This window comes from Agreia sp. Leaf244 (assembly GCF_001422695.1).
GTDB lineage: Bacteria > Actinomycetota > Actinomycetes > Actinomycetales > Microbacteriaceae > Agreia.
Map to the genome: position 1 here is coordinate 514,824 of NZ_LMLX01000002.1, position 18,108 is coordinate 532,931.

Consider the following 18,108-nt stretch of genomic DNA (forward strand, 5'->3'; position numbering starts at 1 on the left):
AAGCTGGCGGAATGACCGTCGTCTCGCTCATCCGCTCGGATTCGCTGGCCCCGTCCGCTCCCTACGCCTACGCATCGACGGCCCCGGCCGATGCACGCCTCGTGTTTTTGGCCGGCGCGTGTCCCCTCGATGAGCACGGCGAGGTCGTTGCACGGGGCGACATCGCCGCGCAGGCTCGGCTCTGCGTCGAGAACCTCACGGCCGCGCTCGAAGCCGCCGGGGCCACGCTCGACGACGTGCTGTCTACGCGGGTCCTGGTCGCGACGACGCGGCAGCCCGATCTGGTGACCGCCTGGGATGTCGTGCGCGAGGCTTTCGGCGAGCACGACGCTCCCAGCACCCTCTTCGGCGTGACGGTGCTCGGCTACCCGAACCAGCTGGTCGAGGTCGAGGCGATCGCGGCCGTGCGCTCAGGGGCTACGGGCGCTCCACCGGAACGTAGCCGGTGAGGTCGGCCCGCTGGCCAGAGGCATGGATGCGCGCGGCGGCGATTCCCGCCGCCCACGTCAGGCGGCCGGTCGCGAGTTCGAGCCAGGTCGTGGCATCCATCTCCACCACGTTCGGCGGGGTGCCACGGGTATGACCGGGACCCTCGATGCACTGCACCGCTCCGAACGGGGGCACCCGCACCTCGACCGTGTTTCCCTGAGCGGCGTCGGCCAGGCACTGCAGGAGGTAGCGCGTGGCCGTGGCCGTCGCATCGCGGGAGGCGGTGGCCCCGTCTGCAGTGGCGGCGGCGATGGCCGCTTCGCCGTCGAGCGGCCGGATGCGAGTCTTTGCCATGCCTCCAGCGTAAGACGCCGAGGCGGCGGAGGTAGTCATGCGGCACAGGGTTGTCGTGCGGCAGATCACTCTGGGGGGGGATGAGTGATCTGCCGCACGAGCATTGTTCGTGCGGCGGCGCTGCTTGGGGGGACAGTCGGGCCGCCGCACGAAGTGCTCCCGCACGGAGCACCGAGTCGGGGGGTGAACGGTGCTCCGTGCGAAATGGGCTTCGTGCGGCAGCGCGAGATGGGGGGAAATCGGGCTGCCGCACGAAGTGTTCTCGTACGACGGCGGCCCGAGGGGGGGGATGGGCTGCCGCCGTACGAAGCTCTGTGAAGTTGTCTCGTCGGCGGTGTCATCAACCGCCTTCATAGATAAGAGAGTCGACCTGCCTGTATCTATTACGTCGAAAGGGAGAAAAGTTTTAAACGGATCGCAGACGCGACGAAACGACCGTCGGGGTGCGCGGGCGGCTTGCGTCGATCTCTCTCGATCGGGCGCCGGCGCCGCCGAAGCTAAGCTGTGGGCTGTGAAGATTCTTGTCCTCGGATCCGGCGCGCGAGAGCATGCCATCATCACCGCGCTTCTTTCAGAGCCCGGGCAACACGACGTCGTCGCGGCGCCGGGAAACGCGGGTATCGCCCTCGTGGTTCCGGTCGTCGGCATCGACGCGGAGGATCCCGAGGCGGTGGTGGAGTTCGCCCAGGACGGCGACATCGATCTGGTCGTGGTCGGGCCGGAGGCTCCTCTGGTGGCCGGCGTGGCCGATGCCCTGAGAAGCCGCGGGATCCCGGTCTTCGGCCCCGGCCGCGAAGCCGCCGCGCTCGAAGGCAGCAAGACCTTCGCAAAGCACATCATGGCCGAGGCCGGAGTTCCGACGGGTCGCGCCGAGCGCGCCGGCACCCTCGCCGACGCCGAGCGCATCCTCGACGAGTTCGGTGCGCCCTACGTGGTCAAGGCAGACGGTCTTGCGGCAGGCAAGGGAGTTCTCGTCACGGAGAACCGCGACGAGGCGATCGAGCACTCGCGGCATTGGCTGGGCCACGGAGAGGTGCTCATCGAGGAGTTCCTCGACGGGCAGGAGGTCTCGCTGTTCCTCCTCAGCGACGGGCACACCGTTCGCCCCCTGTCGCCGGCGCAGGACTACAAGAGACTGTCCGACGGCGACGCGGGCCCGAACACCGGAGGCATGGGCGCCTACTCCCCCCTCCCCTGGCTCGACGAGCGGTTCGGCAGCGAGGAGGCCTTCGTCGACGAGGTCATCGAGACGATCGCTCTGCCCACGATCCGCCAGCTCGCGGCCGAGGAGAAGCCGTTCATCGGCCTGCTCTACTGCGGTCTGATCCTCACCGATGACGGCATCCGGGTCATCGAGTTCAACGCCCGATTCGGCGACCCCGAGACTCAGGTCGTTCTTCCTCGCCTGGAGACGCCCCTCAGCGAACTGCTGTTCGCCGCGGCGAGCGGCACGCTCGTCGACCAGCCTCGCCCCGCCTTCTCGAGCGATGTCGCAGTCACGGTGGTCGTTGCCAGCGAGAACTACCCGGGCACGCCCGTGACCGGCCGAGTGCTCTCCGGTCTCGTCGAGGCTGAGGCTGTGCCCGGCACGCATATCGCCCACGCGGCGACCGCGGTGCGCGACGGCGAGCTCATCGCCACCGGGGGCCGCGTGCTGAGTGTGGTGTCCACCGCGTCCGACTTCGCCGAGGCTCGGCGCCGCGCCTATGAGGCCGTCGACCTGATCGGGCTGGAAGGCTCTCAGCACCGCACCGACATCGCTTCGAAGGTGGCCACCTCGTGACCATCGAGATCGAGGGCTTCACCGACGTCTACAGCGGCAAGGTGCGCGACCTCTACATTCCGACCGACGCCGTGAGCATCGACGACGCCGAGACGCTGCTCGTGGTCGCGAGCGATCGGGTCAGCGCCTACGATCACGTGCTCGAACCGGGCATTCCGGGCAAGGGCGAACTGCTCACGAGCCTCAGCCTCTGGTGGTTCGACCAGCTGTCGGGAATACCGAATCACCTCGTCGGCGACCAGGCCGACGTGCCGGTCGAGGTCGCGGGGCGCGCCATGCTGGTGAAGCCCCTCGACATGTTCCCCATCGAGTGCGTCGTTCGCGGCTATCTCTCCGGCTCCGGCTGGAAGGAGTACCTCGAGTCGCAGTCGGTCTGCGGTGTCGCGCTGCCTGCCGGACTCGAGAACGGCGACAGGCTGCCCGAGCCCATCTACACGCCCGCGTTCAAGGCCGAGTTGGGCGAGCACGACGAGAACATCACGTTCGAGCGAACGATCGAGTTCGTCGGCGCCCAGGCGGCCGAGCGCCTGCGCGACCTCTCTCTCGAGATCTATTCACGGGCATCCGCCATCGCCGAGGCTCGCGGGGTCATCCTCGCCGACACCAAGTTCGAATTCGGTGCAGATCGCGTCTCCGGCGAGATCACCCTCGCCGATGAAGTGCTCACGAGCGATTCCAGTCGGTACTGGGATGCCGAGGCGTACGCTGCGGGCGATCGCCTCGCCAGTTTCGACAAGCAGATCGTTCGCAACTGGCTGGCGGCGAAATGGGACACGACGGATGCGTCGGCCGGTCCTCCCCCCGCGCTGCCCGAGCACATCGTAGAACAGACCGCGGCCCGGTACCGCGAGCTCCTGACGCGGCTCACCGCCTGACCCAGCTCGGCCGGGCCCGTCGGCCGTGCGTGTGCCCGGTCGCGACGGATGTTGCCGGGCGACCGGCAACATCCGTCGCTTCTGGTCACACCCGCCTCGTCGAGGCCAGGGCGTAACGCGGAACGTGAGCCGCCTCGGGCAGCAGGGGCGACCCCGCCTCGGCGAAGGCCCGGGTGGCCGAGCGCACGAGCGCTCCGCTCCAGACCTCCGGATGCGGCAGGCTGCGGTCGACCAGAAGGCAGTCGAGCCGCGTCGGGTAGGCAGACGAGGCCGGACCCCACCAGATGCCGCGAGCGAGCGGGCGTCCGTCGAGGAAGGCGAGCCAGGTCCACTCGTCACGGTAGGTGCCGGCATCTTGGCCTGCGAGGAACTGCAGGGCGTCGACCCACGGCTCAGGGCCGGGCGACGAGAAGGAGAGAACGGCGCCGAGGTCGGCACCGGTTGTTGAACGAAACACGAGAGTGTCCTCCGAGAGAAGTGGAGGCGCTGGTCGTCTTCGGGATCAGTCGATGAGAACCGAAGGGAGGAGCGCCGGGATAAGGGATACCGTGCGGGAATCGCGTGTCGCGATCGCATCGTTCTTGTCCATTGCCATCAACTCCCTTCCTGATCAGGCACACCCGGTTTGGCGTGCTCACCGACAGTAGCGCCCGCACTCAGCGGATCTCAAGGTGCCGTTATTGACCTGTTACATTCTTCTGCACGCATATATGCCGTGAACGCTCGCCGATCAGCCCGCGAAGGCTCCGACGAGGCGCACGGCGCCGCCGTCCACGCCCTTCGCGCCCTGCTCGAATCCGGCCAGGTCTCGGGCACCGATCGTGACGACGCCCGCGCGCCACGTCGGGATGCCGTCGGCCGTCAGGGCCGCAGCCACGGCACCCGCCGCATCCGCCCGAACGATCGCGAACATGCCGATACCGAGGTTCCAGGTGCCCTCGGAACTTTCGAGAGTGGAGCCCGCGAGGTCGGAAAGGACACGGAACACGGGGGCCGGCGACCAGGTCGAGCGCTCCAGCTCGACCCACGATCCCTGCGGCAGTACTCGCGCCAGGTTCGCTGCGATGCCGCCGCCGGTGACGTGCGACAGCGAGTGCACGGCGCCGACGAGCGAAGGCTCACCGAGCACGCGCAGTAGCGGCGACGTGTAGAGGCGAGTGGGTTCGAGCAGGATCTCGCCGACGACTCCACCGAGTTCTGCCGAGGTGTCGGTATAGCCGATGCCGCGCGACGAGAGGATGTGGCGCACGAGCGAGAATCCATTGGAGTGCAGCCCGGAAGACTCGAGTGCGAGCACGACGTCGCCGTCTTCGACGAGGTGCGCTCCGAGGAGCGCGTCGGCCTCGACGGCGCCCACGGCGGCACCCGCGACGTCGTAGTCGTCGGGGCCGAGCAGGCCAGGGTGCTCGGCCGTCTCGCCGCCGACCAGCGCCGTTCCCGTGTCGGAGCAGGCCCGGGCGATGCCCGCCACGATGTCGGCGATGCGCTCGGGCACGACCTTTCCGCACGCGATGTAGTCGGTCATGAAGAGCGGCCTGGCTCCGACGACGATGATGTCGTCGACGACCATGCCCACGAGGTCCTGTCCGATGGTGTCGTGCTTGTCGATCGCCTGCGCGATGGCGACCTTGGTGCCCACGCCGTCGGTCGATGTGGCCAACAGGGGGCGATCGAACTGCTTGAGCGCGGACACGTCGAACAGACCGGCGAAACCGCCGAAACCGCCGACGACCTGGGGGCCGTGCGTGTTCGACACGGCCGCCTTCATCAGCTCGACGGCGAGGTCTCCGGCGTGGGTGTCGACGCCGGCCTGGGCATAGCTGTTGCTCATGCCGTTCATTCTTCCCTACTTGCGCCGCATACAACTGTCGTAGCAACATCTGTCCACCCCTCCCGCGCTGTCGGTCGACCGGAGTAGCGTGATGCTCGATGGTGGCCAGACATCCACCGTGGGAGGAGAACCGATGGGTATCAACGACGAGGACATCACATCAGGAACCGATAACGCAGGCGAAGGCCCCGCCGATGGCGGAGCCAACGTAGGCGGTCACGATGGTGGCGCGGATGGCGCGGCCTCTGCGGGCGAAGGCACTGCAGACGGCGGCGCGAACCCCGACGGCCACGACGGCGGAGCCGACGGATCGGCCGACGAGGGAGAGGGCACCGCTGACGGCGGAGCCAACCCCGGCGGACACGACGGCGGAGCCGACGGATCGGCGTGATGAACCCTAGCCCTCACGAAGCGAGGGCCGAGCGCGGGTCGGGAAACCGACCCGCGCTTTCTCGCTGCATCAGCATCGACGCCGACTTATTCGCCGCCGACTACTGGGGTCGACGTCCCCTGCTCTCCCGTGCCGACAGCCTCGAGAACGAGTTCTCCGACCTCTTCTCCACCGAGGCCGTCGACGAGCTCGTCTCGGAGCACGGCCTCCGCACCCCCTTTATGCGCATGGCCGTCGAGGGACAGGTGCTCGCCAAAGACCGGTTCACCGCGTCGGGCGGGTTCGGGGCAGAGATCTCCGATCAGGTCTCCTCCGACAAGGTGCTCGCCGAATTCGCAGGCGGAGCCACCATCGTTCTGCAGGGGCTGCACCGAACCTGGCCTCCGATCATCGACTTCACCACGCGTCTGGTGGCCGACCTTGGGCATCCGGTGCAGGTCAACGCCTACATCACCCCGGCGTCGTCGCGCGGCTTCGACCCGCACTACGACGTGCACGACGTGTTCGTTCTGCAGATCTCGGGAGAGAAGCGCTGGAGGATCCACTCCCCCGTGCATCCCGATCCCCTCGCCGACCAGCCGTGGTCGCAGCATTCCCAGGCCGTCGCCGCCGAGGCGAAGAACGCACCCGTCATCGACGAGGTGTTCCGGCCCGGCGATGCGCTCTATCTTCCGAGGGGATGGATCCACTCGGCCGAGGCCCTCGGCGACACGTCTGTGCACCTCACGATCGGCATGAGCGCCTTCACCCGTGCCGATCTCGTGGCGCAGGTCATAGCGAAGACGCGCGCCGACGAATCCCTTCGTTCTTCGCTGCCGCTCGGCCTCGACCTCGGCGACCCGGATGCGTTGGCCGAGGTTCTCGCCGAGACGCTGGCCGACCTCGTGGCCGCCATCCAGAGCGACCCCGTCACGCCTGCCGCGGCCGCGGCATCCCTCGCCCGCAGGCTCACGAACATCACCCGACCCGAGCCGGTGAGGCCGCTCGCGACCGTAGCCGGCCTGGCCCGACTCGACACGGCATCCGTCGTTCGCTGGCGGCTCGGTCTTGCGGGCTCGGTCATGCCTCGCGGCGACAGCGTGAGCCTCGTCGCGGGCACCCGAACGCTCACGCTGCCCGCCACGACACTGAGTGCGCTCGAGCATCTGCTGCTCGGCGAGTCCACCTCCGTGGGGTCGCTGCCCGGTCTCGACGACGAGGATTCGATCGTCGTGTGCCGCCGCCTGGTGCGCGAGGGCATTCTGGTGCTCGAGGCGTGACCGATCTGAGCGCGCGGGCCGTGCTGCCCGACTGGCGGCCCTGCAGCGATCGCTCCCGCGAGCGCGGCGATCCGCTGCCGGGCACGGGATCGCGCGGAACCGAGTGGTTCCTCGTCGAGATCTCAGGCGCCTGGGGCCAGCACGCCTTTCTCGAGTCGACGCTGCCCGTCGAGGTGGGCCGGGCGCTGGTGAAGAAGGTCGAAGGCGCGGGGATGCGACCGCTCGCGATCCGCAGGACGGGCAAGCGGGCGCCGCAGGACGGCTACCGCTGGGCCTACGTCGACTCCCGGCCCGGCTCCGAGGGCGTGCGCTGGGGATGGGTGGAGACGGCCGAGGAGCTGCTCGACGTTCCGCTCGACGGGTCGACCGGGGTCGTGTCGCACAAGCCGATCGTCGCGGTCTGCGCCCACGCGCGACACGACCAGTGCTGCGCCGTGCGCGGCCGGCAGGTCGTGAAGACCCTCGCCGAGGCGTTTCCGCAAGAGACATGGGAGTGCTCGCACCTCGGCGGCGACCGCTTCGCGGGCACCCTGGTGCTTCTGCCTCACGGCCTCTACTACGGCCGGGCAGACGGGGCGGATGCGGTCGGCCTGGTCACCCGCTACCTCGAGGGCCGGGTCGACGAGCGCTTCTTCCGCGGCCGCAGCTCGCTGCCGAACGCCGTGCAGGCCGCCCAGCACCACGCCAGGGCCACCCTCGACGACGAGCGCATCGACATCCTGGGCCCGACCTCGGCGCAGTTCGCCGACGGCGTCTGGCGCATCGAGCTGGAGTACCCGGCCGCGACGATCAAGGTCATGCTCGCCGAGACGCTGTCGGAGCCGCTGCTGTCGACCTGTTCGGCCACCAGAACGGGCCGCAGCCGCGAGTACCGCCTGCTCTCCGTCGAGATCGCAGACGCCCCACCGGCGTGAGCCTCCGCATCGGCACCAGCGGCTGGAGCTACGACCACTGGCAGGGAGTGCTCTACACGCCCGGGCTGCCGGCGGCCCGGCGCCTCGCGGCCTACGCCTCGGAGTTCGACACGGTCGAGCTGAACGCCAGCTTCTACCGCTGGCCACGAGACACCACCTTCGCGGGGTGGCACGACCGACTGCCCCCGGCATTCGAGCTGGCCGTCAAGGCCCCGCGTGGCCTGACCCACGGCCGCCGGCTCTACTCCCCCGAGCCCTGGCCCGAGCGCATCCGACACGCGATGCACGCGCTCGGCGACCGCCGAGGCCCCCTGCTGGTGCAGCTGCCGCCCGGCCTCGAACGCGACGACGCCCGTCTCGACTATTTCCTCGGCACGCTGCCCGAGTGGATGCGTGTGGTCGTGGAGCCGCGGCACCCCAGCTGGTTCGACGAGGGTGTCTACTCACTGCTCGAGCGGCACGGCGCCGCACTCTGCGTGATGAGCGGAGCCGGCCTGCCGTGCGTTCTCCGAGCGACAGCCCCGTTCGTCTACGTTCGGCTGCACGGTCCCGACACGGGCACGCTCTACGCCGGGTCGTACTCCGATGACGATCTCGCCTGGTGGGCGGATCGCGTGCGCGAGTGGCAGTCGCAGGGCCGGGACGTCTCGGCCTACTTCAACAATGACGGCGACGGCAACGCGGTGCGCAACGCCCGAACGCTCAAGGCCCTGTTGTCCTAACCCTCCGCCCGGTGGGTGGATCGCGCGCGACGCGTTCCGCCGAGGCGGAGTGCGATGCCCGCGAGCAGGAGCGCGACGACTGCGGCGAGCGGCGGCACCGCGTCGAGGCCCGTCGCGGCGAGGGCGGCCTCCCCCGTGGGCGCCGTCGACGCTGATCCCGGCTCCGGGGCGGGTTGCGCGGGAGTCGGCTCGGTCACGACCGGGTCGACGGCGAGCTCGAACACCCTGACGTAGTCGAAGGTCGTCGTGAAGCCGGCGCCGGCCATCGAGACGAGACCGATCCTCGGGGTCGCGCTCTCCTCGAGCGGAGTCGTCCACGTCCCCGCCTCGTCCCAGGACGAGCCGTCGAGGCTGGTGAACGCCGTGTAGAGGTTCTCGGTGTCGCTGTGCTCGCGCACGAGACGCAGGTAGGTCTGCTCCCCCACCGGGCCGCCGACCGTGTTGCCGTAGCCGGGGTTTCCCGGTTCGCTCCGCTTTCCGAACTCCGTCTGCCGCGTCTCCCAGATCGACGCGACGCCGAGCTTGATGTAGTGGCCGTCGTCCGTGTAGACGACGAGGCCGCCCTGCACATAGTTCTGGCAGCAGCCGTCGGCGGGCAGGTCGATCGACACCTTCGTGTCGACCACATAGTCGCCTGCGGGAGCGGGCTCGGTCACGAGCCCGGCTGCTCCCTCGCCGAGGTTCAGATCGGACTGCTGCGTCTGCCACGAGAACACGCCGTCGGCGACGCCGTGGCCCGTCGGGTCGGGTTCCCTCGTCCAGCTCCACTGCTCGCCGAGCTCCGTGCCGTCGAACTCGTCGGAGAGGGCCGGGATCGGCTCGCCGGGCTGCTGCACCTCGGCGAGCACGGGCGTGTAGCCGGCCGCCTGTCCGGGTGCCGTCACGGGTGCGGGGTGCGGCGAATCGGAGGGACCCTCGCCGCCTCGCGTCACCGGCCAGCCGTCCACCCAGTCCAGCGGGTCCATCAGCACGGGCCGCTTCGTGTAGCTGCCGTCGAGGAACCATGGGTCGGTGCGATCGACCGCGTGGTAGACGATCCACTGCTGGCCGGAGAGGTCGGTCACGACCGTGTTGTGCCCGGTTCCGATCCAGCGGTTGCCGTTCTGGTGCAGCACGGGCGTGCCGCCGACGCGGCCCGCGAGCAGCGAGGTTCCGGTGCGATCGACGAAAGGACCGGTCGGGCTCTGCGAGCGGCCGGCGAAGACGGAGTACGCCGTGAGGGGACCGTTGCAGCAGTTCGTCGCGGAGGCGAGCATGTAGTACCAGCCGTCGTGCTCGACGACGTTCACTCCCTCGTAGCGGTTGGAGATCGCGATCTCGATCTGGCTCGCCGGGTCGGAGGTCAGGCCGTCAGCCGAAAGCGTGCGCACCGAGATGCCGCCGAAGTAGCTGCCGTAGTAGATGTACGCGGTGTCGCCGTCGACGAGCACCTCCGGGTCGAACGTCCAGCGCCTGTCGTTCGGGTTGCCACCGGGCGGGGCCTGTGGCTCGACGACGGCAGCGCCGGAGTCGGTCCAGGGTCCGGCGAGGCTGTCACTGGTCGCGACGCCGATGGCGGGTCCCCCGCCCGGCCCCGTCGTCTCGGTCGCCGTATAGTACAGGCGATAGCTGCCGCCCACGAATGCCGCGTCGGGCGCCCACATGTCGCCGTCGCCGATCCAGGCCGGCTTGGTCGGCAGGGCCTCGCCCTGGAACACCCAGTCGACGAGGTTCGTCGACCGATAGCTCGGAATGCTGTAGAACACGGGCTCGCCGTCTCCGTCGACCTCGCCGGTGACGAGGGCGTCGCGCGTGCAGAAGAGGTACCAGGCGTCATCGCCCGGTGTCTGCGAGCGGATGACGTCGGGATCTGCGCACTGCTCCGCGCTCACGCCGTCTGGCAACTCGAGGTTCAGCGGGTTTCTGTATGTCGGAGCCGGGTCGGCTGGTGCCGCTGCGATCGGTTCCGCCGCGGCGAATGCGGGTGTCGCGCCGGCGACGACCGCGAGTGCCGCGATCAGGGCGCCCGCTCGAATCATCTTCTTCATGGATCCTCCTCGTTGAGGTCGTGCGATGGATGGTGGGATGTCAGGGAGTGACGACGGGCTTGCCGTCGGACCAGTCGAGCGGGGAGACGATCATGCCCCGATAGGAATAGGCGGGATCCCACGAGTGGTAGACGATGCGATCGCTGCCGTCCGGCGCCGCCACCACGTCCTGCCCTCCGGGACCGAGGGCGCGGCCGCCACTCGTCGCCGTCGTGAGCAACGGCCCGTCGCCCTTGGCGTAGGGCCCGGCGATGGATGGGGCGAGCGCGTAGCCCATGGCGTAGTCGTCGCCGCCGTAGTCGTTGGCCGAGTAGAACAGGGCGTACTCGTCGCCATGGCGCACGATCACGGGAGCCTCCACGAGGTCGCCCTCCCACTCCTCGGTCTGCTTGACCAGGTCGACCGGCTCTCCGACCACGGCCAGGCCGTCGGCCGTGAGCGTCGACAGCCTCAGCCAGGTATCGAGTCCGCAGCAGTTGCCGTCGTTCTTCCAGACGAGGTACCGGGTGCCGTCGTCGTCGACGAAGCTGCTCGCATCGATGGCGCCGCCCTCGCCGACCGGACAGATCAGGGGCTCGGGCGCATCCGACACGAACGGACCCGTGGGCGCAGCCGCCACGGCCACGCCGATGCACTGGCGGCCCGACTCGCGCTCCTGCGCCGTGAAGTACAGCGCGTAGCGGCCGTCGGGCAGGGCCGCGACGTCGGGAGCCCAGGTGCGACCGGTCTCCGCCCAGGCCGGGAGCTCGGGGAACGCATCGTCGAGAGAGACGCTCCAGGTCTCGAGGTCGGGCGACGTGGCGTACTGCAGATTGACCGCCCGGCTGTTCGTGGCGAAGGCGTAGTACTGACCGTCGACGGTGATGACGTCGGGATCAGGGAAGTCCTGGTCGATGGCGAACGCCGGCGACGCCTCGCCGTCGACGGATGCGCCGCCCGAGCCGCCGTCGCCCGTCGCGTCCGCCGAGCATCCGGCCAGAACGATGAGCCCGGCCGACGCCAGCGCGACCAGCGGCAGGAACGGGCGGTGCGTCATCCCTTGACCGCGGAACTCGCGACGGACTCGACGATCTGCTTCTGCGCGATGCCGAACAGGATGAGCACGGGCACCGAAGCGATGACGGCACCGGCCATCACGATGCTGAAGTGCGTGGAGTAGGTTCCCTGCAGCTGCGACAGCCCGGGCTGCAGAGTGAGGCGTTCGGGGCTGAGCAGCACGTAGATGGGCCAGAGGAAGTCGTTCCAGTTGGCCAGAAAGCTCAGGATCGCGAGCGTGGCCAGCGCAGGCCTCGACAGCGGCAGCACGATCTGAGTGAAGATGCGCAGGTCGCCGGCCCCGTCGATGCGGGCAGCCTCCTCGATCTCGGCCGGTAGTCCGATGAAGAACTGGCGGAGAAAGAAGATTCCGAACGCACCCGCGGCGCCCGGCACGGTGATGGCCCAGATGGTGTCGAGCCATCCGAGGTTCTGAACGATGAGGTAGTTGGGAATCAGGAAGATGACCGGGGGCACGAGAAGCGTGCCGATGATCACGCCGAAGACGATCTTCTTTCCGCGGAACTCGAGGCGGGCCAGTGCATATGCGCCCAGCGACGCCGTGACGAGGATGATCGCGGTCTGCAGGGTCGCCGCCAGGAAGCTGTTGAGCAGCCACAGGAAGATCGGCTGCTGCCCCTCGGCGAGCGTGCTGTAGGCCTCCGTCGATGCAGGATCGGGCACGATGCCGTAGGGGTTCGAGATGACGTCGCCGTCGGTCTTGAACGAGGTGATCAGGATCCAGACGAGCGGCAGGATGATGGCCAGCGCGACGAAGATCAGCACGGCGTAGAGGCCGGCTGTGCGGGCCGCGACTCCCTTCGGCCTGCGCCGCGGCGTCTGAACGGAGGAGCCCGCTGCCGACGCCGCCGAGCGCGATCGCGATGGCGCGGGCGTCTTCGGCACTGTGGTGGATGACATGCGCTGTCCTTACTCTGTCTTCTCGCGCTGCAGGCGGAAGTTGATGACGCTGATCACCGCGAGGAATGCGAAGAGGATGTAGCTCATCGCGGCGGCGGGGGCCATGTTGTTCTGCGAGAGGCCCTGATCGGAGATGTACATGATCGCGGTGCGGGTGCTGTTCGCGGGCCCGCCCTTGGTGAGGATGTAGGACTGTCCGAACATGTTGGCCGATGCCAGGATCGTGGTCGTGCTCACGAACAGCATCACCGGTCGCAGGCCCGGGAGCGTCACGCTCCAGAACTTGCGGATCATGCCCGCGCCGTCGAGAGACGCCGCCTCGTAGAGATCGGGGTTGATCGCCTTGAGGCCGGCGAGCAGGATCACCGCGTTGAAGCCCAGGGTCCACCAGACGGTCACGATCACCAGTGAGACCCACGCCCAAGGGACGTCGACCGTCCACGGGATGTCGCTCGGCAGACCCAGCATCCCCAGGATGTGGTTCAGCATGCCCGACTGGGTGTCGAGCAGGTACTTCCAGATGACGCCGATGACCGCGACGCCCAGCACATACGGCGCGAAGAAGATGGCGCGGAACGCCGTGCCCCCGCGGATGTTGTTGTTGAGCAGGATCGCGATGAACAGCGGGATGATCAGCAGGCAGGGAACGCTGAGCACCGTGAATATGCCGGTCGCTCCCATGCTCTGCCAGAAGTCGCCGAACGTGATCGAGCCGGGCGTGAACAGGTCGATGTAGTTCTGCAGCCCGATGAAGTTCTGGGTGTCTTTGAAGGGACTCCAGTCGGTGACGCTGATCCAGAGTCCGAAGATCGACGGGGCGACGACGAAGACGGTGAAGAGCGCCAAGAAGGGAGCGAGGAACAGGTAGGCGGTGCCCGTGTGCCGGGCGGCCCCCGTCCTCGCGGCGCGGGGGCGCCGGGAGGACGGGAGCCGGGTGGCGAGATTAGTCACCGTACTTGGCTGCATTCTGCTTGAGGATCCCGTTCGCCTGCTTGGCGGCGTCATCGAGTGCCTCCTTGGGCTCCTTCTTTCCGGTGACCGCCTCGTTCAGCGCCGTCGTGATGAGGGCGTTGGCCGCGGTGATGCCGGGCGCGGAAGTCTCGTAGTGCGCGTAGGGAAGCGAGTCGATGAACGGCTTCAGGTTGGGATACGTCTCGACCAGTGTCGGGTCGTTGCGAACGTCGTTCGCGGCGGGGAGCTCGCCGGTCTCGGCCCAGCCGGCCGAGTTCTCGTTCATCCACTTCACGAAGGTGGCGGCGGCAGCCGTCTTGTTCTTGTCCTGGCCCTTGTTGTTCATGAACATCCAGTGGGTCGAGCTCGACCACACGGCCTTCTCGGTTCCGATCTGGGGCACGGGGGCGACGGTCCAGTCGATCTCGTTGAACGACTCGTTGGTCGTCTGCCAGACACCGTTCCAGTTGTAGGCCGTCTGTCCTGCGAGCAGGCCCTTGATGTTGCCGTCCTGAGCGACGTTCGGCGGGCTGTAGCCCTTGTCGATCAGGTCGACCATGTGCGTCAGCGCCTGCACGCCCGCATCGGAGTTGAAGGTCGCCTCGGTGACGTCGTCGTTGTACAGGTCGCCGCCGAACTGCCAGAGCAGCGACTCGAACTCGAATGTGCCGGTGAAGACGTAGCCGTCGACCCATTCACCGGCGACCCCGGCCGCCTTCAGCGACTCGAGGGCCGCCATATAGGAGTCCTTATCGGTGGGCACCGTTGCGGGATCGATTCCGGCTGCCCGGAGCACGTCGTTGTTGACGTACAGGCCCATCGGGGTGACGCTCCACGGGATTCCGTACTGGGCACCCTTGTATGCGCCCGCATCCATCAGACCTTCGGGAAAGTCGTCGGCCGAGTAGCCGAGCGCGTCGACGATGTCGTCGGCCGGCAGCAGCAGTCCCTGCGCCGCGTACGTGGCGACGTCGTCGCCGTGCGCCACCGCGACGTCCGGGCCCTTGCCCGCCTTGACGGCGAGCGGCATCTTCTTCGAGATGTCTCCCCATTCCTGCGGCACGTTCTTGACTTCGATGTTGTCGTGCTCCGAGTTGAACTTCTCCACGAGTTTCGGAACGAGCACCGGGGCGGCTCCGCCCGTCCAGCCGTTCCAGAACGTGATCGACACCTTCGGTCCGGTGTAGTCCTCGCCGGGAACGGCGTTTCCGCCCGCTCCCGCTCCGCCGCCGGAACAACCGGCCAGCGCGATACCGACGCCCAGGGCCAGCGTTGCTGCGACCGCCCTGCGTGCGATGCCCTTCTTCATAAGACTCTCCTTCGAGTTGTGATCGCCGAACAAGGCGAGGCAAGGGTTTGCCGCTTCGATCGGACGCGGGTGATTCCGGAGACCGAACGAAGACTTCGCGTCGAACTTACAGCGCTAGAAGTTTTGGGTCAAGGGGGGTTCGGGTTACAGCGATGCAATCGTGACGGCGACCGAGCCGCTACTATCGGAAGCCACGCATGCCGGCGTCTCCGTCGGGCGATGCGACGGCGTTATCCGGGAGGATCGATGGCTGGAGTCCGGCTGCAGGACGTCGCCGAGCACGCCGGCGTCTCGATGAAGACCGTCTCGAACGTCGTGCACGAGCATCCGCATGTGTCGCACGCCATGCGCGAGCGGGTGCAGAAGGCCATCGACGAGCTCGGCTACCGCCCCAACGCCCTGGGTCGCCGTCTCGCGACGGGGCGCACCGGCCTGCTCGCCCTCGCCTTCGCCGACGTGCGACTCCCCTACTTCTCCGAACTGGCCAATCTCGTGTCCCGAGCGGCCGCGCAGACCAGTCCGGGCTACCGACTCCTCCTCGAGGAGACGGAAGGAACCCTCGAGGGCGAACGCGCCGTCCTCTCGGCCAGCGAGGCGGGCCTCGTCGACGGGATGCTCTTCCAACCGTCGCAGATCTCGTCGCGCGAGATCGCCGAGCGCCACGGCGACCTGCCCATGGTGCTTCTCGGTGAGGGCCCGGCACCGCTGAGCATGGACCGTGTGATGATCGACAACGTCTCGGCCGCGGCCGCCGCCACGCGCCATCTCGTGGCCCTCGGTCGACGGCGCATCGCATTCCTCGGCCATGAGGCCCAGGCCCTCTCGTCGACCTCGCGCCTCCGGATCGTGGGCTACCAGGAGGGTCTGGAACAGTCCGGGCTCTCGGCTGACCCCGCTCTGCTGATCGCCAGCGACGAGATCACACCCGCCGCGTCGGCCGCGTCGCTCGGCGCGGCGATCGACGCCGGCCTGAAGATCGACGGCATCGTGTGCCGCGACGACCTCGCCGCGATGGGCGCCCTGCGAGCCCTCCACGAGCGCGGCATCTGCATTCCCGACGACATCGCGATCGTGGGCTGGGACAACATCTCGTTCACCGCGACGACCTTCCCGAGCATCACGTCGATCGCGCCCGACCTCGATTCCCTCGCCCGCGTCGCCCTCGAGATGCTGGGAGAACGGATCGCCGGCTTCGACGGGCTCGGTCGGCACCGTCTGGTCGACTACGAACTCGTCGTGCGCGAGAGCGCGCCACCCGCCTGAGCCCGAGCATCGGGCCGCACCCGCGGGCGGCCGAACTGCTTGGCGTCATGTTCCATATTTACAGCGCAGTAAATTTGCTGACATGATGGGCGCATGAGCAGTGACGCCCTTTCCCCCGCCGCGCACGATCGCCCCACCGGCATCCACGACGGCACCTATCCGCGCCCCCAATTGGTGAGGGCGCGGTGGAGCGAACTCGACGGCCCATGGCGTTTCTCGTTCGACGACGCGGACTCGGGACTCGACGCGGGCTGGCAGAACTCGGCGGACTTCGACCTCGCCATCACCGTGCCGTACCCGTTCGAGTCGACCTTGTCCGGCATCGGCGACACCGGGTTCCACCGCGTGGTCTGGTACGCCCGCTCCGTGAAGGCGGATGATCTGCGCGATGCCGGTTTCGGCGGCGTCGATTCGGGCGGCGACGGCGCCCGGCGACTCATGCTGCACTTCGGCGCCGTGGACTATCGCGCGATGGTCTGGCTCAACGGCGTCTTCCTCGGATCGCACGAGGGCGGCCAGACGCCTTTCTCGTTCGACATCACCTCGGCGCTCGACGTCGAACGCGCCGAGCAGCTCCTGGTGGTGCGCGCGGAGGACGACCCCGCCGATGTGGCGCAGCCCCGGGGCAAACAGGACTGGAGGCTCGATCCCCACTCGATCTGGTACCACCGCACGACCGGCATCTGGCAGCCCGTCTGGCTCGAGGCGACCCCGACCGTGGCGGTTCGCCTCGTGCACTGGGTTCCGGATGTGCCGGGCGGCACTGTCGCGGTGCGCATCGACCTCGCCCGCGATCCGAAGCCGGGAACCGTCGTCGACATCGCGCTCTCCTTCGAGGGCCGCGTCGTGGGCGAGCTCACCCTGCCCGCCGCGACCACCAGCATCCACGGGGTCGTCGAGGTGCTCGAGCAGCGGAACGGGCAGGCCTACGAGGAGCTCCTCTGGTCGCCCGAGCACCCGCGCCTGATCGACGCGACCGTGACCGTGCGGCACGGCGATGCGACCGTCGACAGCGTCGCCTCCTACCTCGGCCTGCGTTCAGCCGCATGGGGAGGCGGCCGTTTCCTGCTCAACAATCGGCCGTACTTCGTGCGCTCCGTGCTGAACCAGGGGTACTGGCCCGAGTCGCACCTGGCGAGCCCGGGCCCGGACGCGTTTCGCGCCGACATCGAGCTCACCAAGGAGCTCGGCTTCAATGCCACCCGTCTTCACCAGAAGATCGAGGACCCACGGTTCCTGTACTGGGCCGATCGGCTCGGACTCCTCGTCTGGGCCGAGACGCCCGGGGCGTTCGAGTTCTCGAGCACCGCTGCGACGCGCCTGCTCGCCGAATGGACGGCCGTGATCGAACGCGACCTGTCGCATCCATCGATCGTCACCTGGGTACCGCTCAACGAGAGCTGGGGCGTGCAGCACATCGAGCACGACCCGGCCATGCGCGCGTTCGCACGCGCCCTCGTCTCGATCACCCGCACGCTCGACGGCTCCCGGCCCGTGATCTCGAACGACGGCTGGGAGCACGTCGACTCGGACATCATCAGCGTGCACGACTACGAGTCGTCGGGCGCCGTGCTGGCGAAACGCTATTCCGACGACGACGCGAAAGATCGGCTGCTCGACGGCTTCGGCCCGGCTGGCAGGCGGATGCTGCTCGACGGCCAACAGGTCGGCGAACGCCCCGTGATGCTCACCGAGTTCGGCGGCATCTCTTTCGCCACCCGATACGCCGACACGGATGCCTGGGGGTACTCGAGCGCGTCGGGTGCCGACGATTTCGTGGCTCGGCTGCGCGCCGTGGTGGGCGCCCTCGACGAGAGCACGTTCCTGGCGGGCTACTGCTACACACAGCTCGCCGACACCCTGCAGGAGACGAACGGACTCGTGTCGGATGACCGCGTTCCGAAGGCGCCGATCGAGGTTCTCCGCGCGATCTTCTCGGGCCAGGGGCGCTCCGCCTAGCCTCGCTGGGCACCGCGGGGCACCGGTCGCCGGGGCTCCCGTAGAATAGAGCACGGCCTATTTCTCTACAGTGTCTGGAGTCCGC

General features: G+C 68.4%; 17 protein-coding genes. 9 read left to right on the top strand and 8 right to left on the bottom strand.

Going from position 1 to position 18,108, the window contains the following annotated elements; genetic code table 11:
• The first annotated feature begins 11 nt into the window (after nt 1-11).
• Complete coding sequence (locus tag ASF06_RS07270) at nt 12-449, top strand: RidA family protein (protein ID WP_055945134.1); 438 nt, start codon at nt 12-14, stop codon at nt 447-449.
• Here ASF06_RS07270 and ASF06_RS07275 read toward each other — a convergent pair.
• Nucleotides 418-783 carry a sterol carrier family protein gene (locus ASF06_RS07275; protein WP_055945137.1) on the bottom strand — a complete coding sequence of 122 codons (366 nt, stop codon included), beginning with the start codon at nt 781-783 and terminating at the stop codon, nt 418-420. The two genes, ASF06_RS07270 and ASF06_RS07275, sit on opposite strands and share 32 nt — an antisense overlap.
• Before the next feature lie 511 nt (nt 784-1,294).
• Between ASF06_RS07275 and purD the strand changes: the two genes are divergently transcribed.
• Together purD and ASF06_RS07285 are read left to right on the top strand one after the other, a co-directional pair.
• Nucleotides 1,295-2,566: a phosphoribosylamine--glycine ligase gene (purD, locus tag ASF06_RS07280; RefSeq protein WP_055945140.1), complete on the top strand. Its 1,272-nt coding sequence runs from the start codon at nt 1,295-1,297 to the stop codon at nt 2,564-2,566.
• Nucleotides 2,563-3,441: a phosphoribosylaminoimidazolesuccinocarboxamide synthase gene (locus ASF06_RS07285; RefSeq protein WP_055945141.1), complete on the top strand. Its 879-nt coding sequence runs from the start codon at nt 2,563-2,565 to the stop codon at nt 3,439-3,441. The genes purD and ASF06_RS07285 overlap by 4 nt, the downstream gene beginning before the upstream one ends.
• A gap of 85 nt (nt 3,442-3,526) precedes the next feature.
• Here the strand turns inward: ASF06_RS07285 and ASF06_RS07290 are convergent, their stop codons facing one another.
• Together ASF06_RS07290 and purM are read right to left on the bottom strand one after the other, a co-directional pair.
• Nucleotides 3,527-3,898, bottom strand: coding sequence for a hypothetical protein (locus tag ASF06_RS07290; protein ID WP_055926762.1), 372 nt, complete (start codon nt 3,896-3,898; stop codon nt 3,527-3,529).
• 273 nt (nt 3,899-4,171) lie between these two features.
• The gene (gene purM, locus ASF06_RS07295) at nt 4,172-5,272 is read right to left on the bottom strand and encodes a phosphoribosylformylglycinamidine cyclo-ligase (RefSeq protein WP_082500845.1); all 1,101 of its coding nucleotides are present in this window, start codon (nt 5,270-5,272) and stop codon (nt 4,172-4,174) included.
• A gap of 133 nt (nt 5,273-5,405) precedes the next feature.
• Between purM and ASF06_RS07300 the strand changes: the two genes are divergently transcribed.
• Genes ASF06_RS07300 through ASF06_RS07315 form a run of 4 tightly spaced genes read left to right on the top strand, consistent with a single transcriptional unit; the run spans nt 5,406 to nt 8,558 of the window.
• On the top strand, nt 5,406-5,663 hold the full coding sequence (locus ASF06_RS07300) for a hypothetical protein (protein WP_055928067.1): 258 nt from the start codon (nt 5,406-5,408) through the stop codon (nt 5,661-5,663).
• On the top strand, nt 5,663-6,922 hold the full coding sequence (locus ASF06_RS07305; RefSeq protein ID WP_055945147.1) for a cupin domain-containing protein: 1,260 nt from the start codon (nt 5,663-5,665) through the stop codon (nt 6,920-6,922). Before ASF06_RS07300 ends, ASF06_RS07305 begins: the two co-directional genes overlap by 1 nt.
• Entirely contained in the window at nt 6,919-7,836 is a 918-nt protein-coding gene (locus tag ASF06_RS07310) for a sucrase ferredoxin (protein WP_200920333.1), read from the top strand. The genes ASF06_RS07305 and ASF06_RS07310 overlap by 4 nt, the downstream gene beginning before the upstream one ends.
• Complete coding sequence (locus tag ASF06_RS07315; protein WP_055945155.1) at nt 7,833-8,558, top strand: DUF72 domain-containing protein; 726 nt, start codon at nt 7,833-7,835, stop codon at nt 8,556-8,558. The genes ASF06_RS07310 and ASF06_RS07315 overlap by 4 nt, the downstream gene beginning before the upstream one ends.
• Here ASF06_RS07315 and ASF06_RS07320 read toward each other — a convergent pair.
• The 5 genes from ASF06_RS07320 to ASF06_RS07340 are packed head-to-tail and all read right to left on the bottom strand — an operon-like array spanning nt 8,555 to nt 14,801.
• Nucleotides 8,555-10,585, bottom strand: a complete 2,031-nt coding sequence (locus ASF06_RS07320) for a family 43 glycosylhydrolase (RefSeq protein ID WP_055945158.1) — start codon at nt 10,583-10,585, stop codon at nt 8,555-8,557. The genes ASF06_RS07315 and ASF06_RS07320 overlap by 4 nt on opposite strands.
• A 40-nt stretch (nt 10,586-10,625) precedes the next feature.
• Complete coding sequence (locus ASF06_RS07325; protein ID WP_055945163.1) at nt 10,626-11,621, bottom strand: glycoside hydrolase family 43 protein; 996 nt, start codon at nt 11,619-11,621, stop codon at nt 10,626-10,628.
• Nucleotides 11,618-12,541 carry a carbohydrate ABC transporter permease gene (locus tag ASF06_RS07330; RefSeq protein WP_082500764.1) on the bottom strand — a complete coding sequence of 308 codons (924 nt, stop codon included), beginning with the start codon at nt 12,539-12,541 and terminating at the stop codon, nt 11,618-11,620. The genes ASF06_RS07325 and ASF06_RS07330 overlap by 4 nt, the downstream gene beginning before the upstream one ends.
• Before the next feature lie 9 nt (nt 12,542-12,550).
• Complete coding sequence (locus ASF06_RS07335; RefSeq protein WP_055945166.1) at nt 12,551-13,492, bottom strand: carbohydrate ABC transporter permease; 942 nt, start codon at nt 13,490-13,492, stop codon at nt 12,551-12,553.
• Nucleotides 13,485-14,801, bottom strand: coding sequence for an ABC transporter substrate-binding protein (locus ASF06_RS07340; protein ID WP_055945169.1), 1,317 nt, complete (start codon nt 14,799-14,801; stop codon nt 13,485-13,487). The genes ASF06_RS07335 and ASF06_RS07340 overlap by 8 nt, the downstream gene beginning before the upstream one ends.
• Nucleotides 14,802-15,047: 246 nt before the next feature.
• Between ASF06_RS07340 and ASF06_RS07345 the strand changes: the two genes are divergently transcribed.
• Both ASF06_RS07345 and ASF06_RS07350 read left to right on the top strand, forming a co-directional pair.
• The gene (locus ASF06_RS07345; protein WP_082500766.1) at nt 15,048-16,064 is read left to right on the top strand and encodes a LacI family DNA-binding transcriptional regulator; all 1,017 of its coding nucleotides are present in this window, start codon (nt 15,048-15,050) and stop codon (nt 16,062-16,064) included.
• Nucleotides 16,065-16,157: 93 nt separating this feature from the next.
• Nucleotides 16,158-18,023, top strand: coding sequence for a glycoside hydrolase family 2 protein (locus tag ASF06_RS07350; protein ID WP_055945173.1), 1,866 nt, complete (start codon nt 16,158-16,160; stop codon nt 18,021-18,023).
• Nucleotides 18,024-18,108 lie beyond the last annotated feature (85 nt).

Bases quoted from the DNA above. Each gene is read 5' to 3' on its own strand.
- ASF06_RS07270 (WP_055945134.1), top strand. From the start codon at position 12: ATGACCGTCGTCTCGCTCATCCGCTCGGATTCGCTGGCCCCGTCCGCT.
- ASF06_RS07340 (WP_055945169.1), bottom strand. From the start codon at position 14,801: ATGAAGAAGGGCATCGCACGCAGGGCGGTCGCAGCAACGCTGGCCCTG.
- ASF06_RS07345 (WP_082500766.1), top strand. From the start codon at position 15,048: ATGGCTGGAGTCCGGCTGCAGGACGTCGCCGAGCACGCCGGCGTCTCG.
- ASF06_RS07350 (WP_055945173.1), top strand. From the start codon at position 16,158: ATGAGCAGTGACGCCCTTTCCCCCGCCGCGCACGATCGCCCCACCGGC.
- purM (WP_082500845.1), bottom strand. From the start codon at position 5,272: ATGAGCAACAGCTATGCCCAGGCCGGCGTCGACACCCACGCCGGAGAC.
- ASF06_RS07325 (WP_055945163.1), bottom strand. From the start codon at position 11,621: ATGACGCACCGCCCGTTCCTGCCGCTGGTCGCGCTGGCGTCGGCCGGG.
- ASF06_RS07300 (WP_055928067.1), top strand. From the start codon at position 5,406: ATGGGTATCAACGACGAGGACATCACATCAGGAACCGATAACGCAGGC.
- ASF06_RS07330 (WP_082500764.1), bottom strand. From the start codon at position 12,541: ATGTCATCCACCACAGTGCCGAAGACGCCCGCGCCATCGCGATCGCGC.
- ASF06_RS07320 (WP_055945158.1), bottom strand. From the start codon at position 10,585: ATGAAGAAGATGATTCGAGCGGGCGCCCTGATCGCGGCACTCGCGGTC.
- ASF06_RS07275 (WP_055945137.1), bottom strand. From the start codon at position 783: ATGGCAAAGACTCGCATCCGGCCGCTCGACGGCGAAGCGGCCATCGCC.
- ASF06_RS07305 (WP_055945147.1), top strand. From the start codon at position 5,663: ATGAACCCTAGCCCTCACGAAGCGAGGGCCGAGCGCGGGTCGGGAAAC.